The 4,426-nt window shown below is 40.7% G+C and carries 1 protein-coding gene and 1 pseudogene; both read right to left on the bottom strand.

The window, feature by feature from the left end; all coding sequences use genetic code 11:
* Window positions 1-350 precede the first annotated feature (350 nt).
* A complete protein-coding gene (locus tag LC574_RS28385; RefSeq protein ID WP_229456996.1) occupies window positions 351-1,592 on the bottom strand; it encodes an S-layer homology domain-containing protein in 1,242 nt (413 codons plus the stop codon).
* 397 nt (window positions 1,593-1,989) lie between these two features.
* Window positions 1,990-2,637 (bottom strand): annotated as a pseudogene (locus LC574_RS28390) (S-layer homology domain-containing protein); the annotation flags it as partial.
* Window positions 2,638-4,426 lie beyond the last annotated feature (1,789 nt).

Below are 4,426 nucleotides of genomic sequence, written 5' to 3' on the forward strand. Positions count from 1 at the left end.
CGCCTCAGAATAAATTCTGAGGCTAATAGCAAAAGTCGTCTAAAGACGACTAAGAAAGGCTTTTAGTCCACTAAAGTGGACTTAAGCTATGAGCCGCGGAACTTTAGTTCTGGGCGGTTTATGTTTAGAACGAAATAGCCCTGTGTAAATACTAATGCCCAATGCCCAATAACTATCCCTGTTTTGTCACTCTCGGAAAACAATAATCGAACCGAGATTCTGAGACTTTGAATTGATCAAGCTTTGAGGCTTTATTTTCTAACAATAACTAAAATTTATAGTTAAAAAGTGGAAAGTAAAGCGCCAAAAGGGTTTCAGCCATTGGCTTCTCCCACTCTGACAAAAGAGGGCTATTTAAGCGAGACTAGTAAATTTTGATTGATGGTCATTTGTAAATCGGTATCTGGGTCAATGGCGATTAAGTCAACACTATTTTTACCGAAGAACAGACCAACCAACGCACCGATACCAGCGCCACCTAAGACTTCTTCTGTGGCAATGGCGCGATCGCCTGTGACAGCAGATACCGCAGTTGCTGCACCTGCGCCCAATACCGTATTCTTGATAATTGAACCAACACTAGTACCCTTCTTGACGGTTTCAGTTTTGGTAATCACTTCAGAACTAGCGTTAAGCTGATACTCCTGACCACTGATCAAAACCAGTTTTTCGGCAACGAATTGAGAACCGCCTGTAGCAGGTTTGAGTTGACCAATAACCTGACTACCAGCCGGAATCACTACAGATCCTTCTTGCGTAACCACGTTTTGGGATACTGTCAATGTCAAGGGTGCTGTTTCATCCTTTGTAACCAGAATTTTTTCTGCTTTGTCATATTTCACAGGGATAGCAGTCCCTTGAGGAATTGTCACAGCTACAGGCGTTCGGGTAGTAGACCCGATAGCCACGACATAGGGCGAGTTAATTGCTGAGGCTTGATTAGAACTAACCAACGCTTGGTAAATAAAAGCTGCTACCTGGGCGCGAGTGGCGGTTGCAGTTGGATTCAGGAATTTCACATTAGGATAGTTCACCACAATTTGCTTCTCTGTTGCTGCTGCGATCGGGCTACGGGCATAGCTAGCGATGTTAGAAGCATCGTTGAAGTATTGCAGAGTGCTTTCGGTATTACCGCTAGGACTATATTCCAGACCATTAGCGAGGGAAACTAAAACCTGCTGGCGGGGAATAGCTTGGTTAGGCTCAAAACGATTTCCAGGATAACCAGATAAGAAACCAATGGTATAGGCTTGCCCAATGGCACCGGATGCCCAATAGTTGCTTGGCACATCAGCAAAATTGATTGCCTGCCGTTGCGCTGGTTTTTGGAAAGCTTTGTTGACCATAGCGGCAAATTGAGCGCGTGTCACCGCTTCTTCAGGGCGGAAGCTACCATCAGGAAATCCGGCAATTACACCTCGCCCTGACAATTGTTGAATAAATTGTGCTGCCCAATAGTTAGATGAAACATCAGAAAAAGTAGTTTGAGCAAAAGATGGTGAAGCTGTAATGAAAGGCGTTACAGTAAGGACTGTGACGCTTAAAGCCATGAGTGCAGCTGTTCCAGATTGCAAACGATTTAAACTAAACATTAATTTTTAACTCCGGTACAATTAGTTTTTTTACTGTTAATTAATTAGACCTTTACTGAAGTATTAGGTTCCCAATTATTTCTGCATTTTGTAAAAACCATTACTTCCGACATACAATATAATCAAATAGTCAAAATCAAAAAATATCTGTCAACAGAGCTAGCAAGAAGTAACAGTCTAACCAGTCTCTTACCGATTAACGCTATTAAATAAGTATTTTAAAAAATATGAATATTGAGTGAGACGATACAGAGATATAATAGTTGCTGAAAAATAGATTTTTTAGGTTTAAAAATGAAGGCGATCGCACACTATAGTTAAAGTGGCGATCGCCTATCAGGGATGATTAAAGTCACGACTTGAATTGAGTTACGACATAAGGCAGTTAATTCTTGGGGCTTGACACGATATATGGCGAGTTAATTGCTGGGGCTTGATTAGAACTAACCAGTGCTTGGTAGATAAAAGCTGCTACCTGGGCGCGAGTAGCAGTTGCGGTTGGATTCAGGGAGTTCACATTCGGATAGTTCACCACAATTTGTTTTTCAGTTGCTGCTGCAATCGGGCTACGGGCGTAGCTAGCGATGTTAGAGGCATCGTTGAAATACCTCAGACTGCTTTCGGTATTGCCACCAGAAGTATATCCCAGACCGTTGGCGAGGGAAACCAAAACCTGCTGGCGGGGAATAGGCTGGTTAGGCCCAAAGCGATTTCCAGGATATCCTGCTAAGAAACCAATACTATAGGCTTGCCCAATGGCACTCGATGCCCAGTAGTTGCTAGGCACATCAGAAAAAGCGATCGCTTGCCGTTGCTGTGATTTTCGGAAAGCTTTATCGATCATAGCGGCAAATTGAGCGCGTGTCACAGGTTCTTCAGGGCGGAAGCTACCATCAGGAAATCCAGCAATTACACCTCGCCCTGACAATTGTTGAATAAATTGTGCCGCCCAATAGTTGCTAGGCACATCAGAAAAAGCAGTAGTTTGAGCCAAAGATGAAGGAGTAGTTTGAGCCAAAGATGTCGGGGAGCATCCCACTTGGATGGGTTTGCTTTGCAAAGTATAAGTCATTGGCTCACAAACTAAACTTGCCGACTTAGACTCTACATTAGTCCGCCTTGGCGGATTTTGTTTATCTAGCTTTGATTTCCAATTGCTAGATATTCTTTCTAGAGTGGGATGCTTACTTAAATACTCTGAATCTGCAACAACATCGTGAGGGCCCTTAACACTTACCTTAGAACTATTGAGGTAGATATTATAGTCATAAGTAACGTTTTTAGTTTTATAACTACTGTTAATATTCTTGCCAGGGAAAGCATAGAGAATATTCCTTAATATTCTGACATCCGATGAATTATTAGCAAATATTTGCCCATCTTTAATTTCTGGACTCTGATTATTTAAAACAGCAGTATTATTTACAATATCAACATGATCACTTATAAATGTATGAATCCCGGAACCACCATTATTAAATGTAAGATTATTTTTAACTAAAGTACGTGCTCTATATGGACTCAATTTTATTTTTTTATCATCATTTCTTGAACTATCGATAATGATGCCATTACCGTCTGTGATCTTTCCGACTGCAAGCCAAGGGATGTACATGCGATTGTTGTAGCTCTTGTTGTTGGTCACGAACATCTTGTATCCCCGGTTATTGTCAGAATTCCAATTGTTCAACATTGAAATGCCACTGTTACCATAAACACTATACCAGGCATTATTGAACACCACGTTATTATCTATTGTCACATAGTCGGATTGAATCGCTGAAATACCTGCTCCTCCACAGTCATGCACTTTGTTGTTCAGAATACGGATGTGATGAACACGATCATTGGTTCGTCCGTCAACGCTGATGCAGTTTCCATTAGTCAGTGGGTTTCGTTTGTTAGTCTTCTGACTCATTGCATAATCAAGGGTGATATTGGCATTGTTCCCTATGACCTCCAGCCCATTAATCTCAATATATGAAGCTCCATTTGAAATCAGGATACCATTCCATGTATTGTGCTGAATTTTTGGGGAATGCCCAGGATATGCTTTATACCTAATCCATGCTTTTGCAGTTCCAGAACGTTTAATACTTACTACACTCCCAGCTTTAGCTATATTTTTGTATACTCCGTTCATAATCAATACTGTATCGCCAGGGTTAGTAAGGTTTGCTGCTTTTTGAATTGTCCTAAAGGCGGCTGAAGTAGAGAGTCCGCTATTTTGGTCTTTTCCACTACCACTAACATAGTATGTTTTCGGTTTTGAATTCGCGCTAATTAGCTGGGGGCTGGATAGGCTCATTTCCTTATTAGTGGATACCTGATGGAAGTTTTGAGCTAAAAATTCTTTTATCCTTTCCCCCTGAGTTAAAAGAATTAATACTACGGGAATTGCAAGATATGCGCCTATACCTAAACCTCGAATTTCCATAAGTAAAAGCTCCTTTATTGCCACTATTTAATAAAAGTATCAGGATATTACGTAATTTTGAATACTCTTTTGGATAGAGAAGAAAATAGAGCCGATTTTCCTAGCTCTCTACATAGGGCAATTAAATAGGTATTCTAATAAATATTGATATTGATTAAGACGATATAGAGGTAGAATGGTTGCTGTTTAATATAAATTTAACTGTTAAAAATCAAGGCGATCGCACAATATATTTAAAGTTGCGATCGCCTATCAGGGGTGATTAAAGTCAGGGTGCATCCCAGTTTTTATTTTGCTCTTGAGAATAACTGTCATTGCGAGGAGGAACGACGAAGCAATCTCATGGACTCGTTTTGACCTGAAGAATTTTGCGATTGCTTCGTTCCTCTCTTCGAGA

The organism is Nostoc sp. CHAB 5715 (assembly GCF_020829685.1).
Taxonomy (GTDB): Bacteria; Cyanobacteriota; Cyanobacteriia; order Cyanobacteriales; family Nostocaceae; genus Nostoc.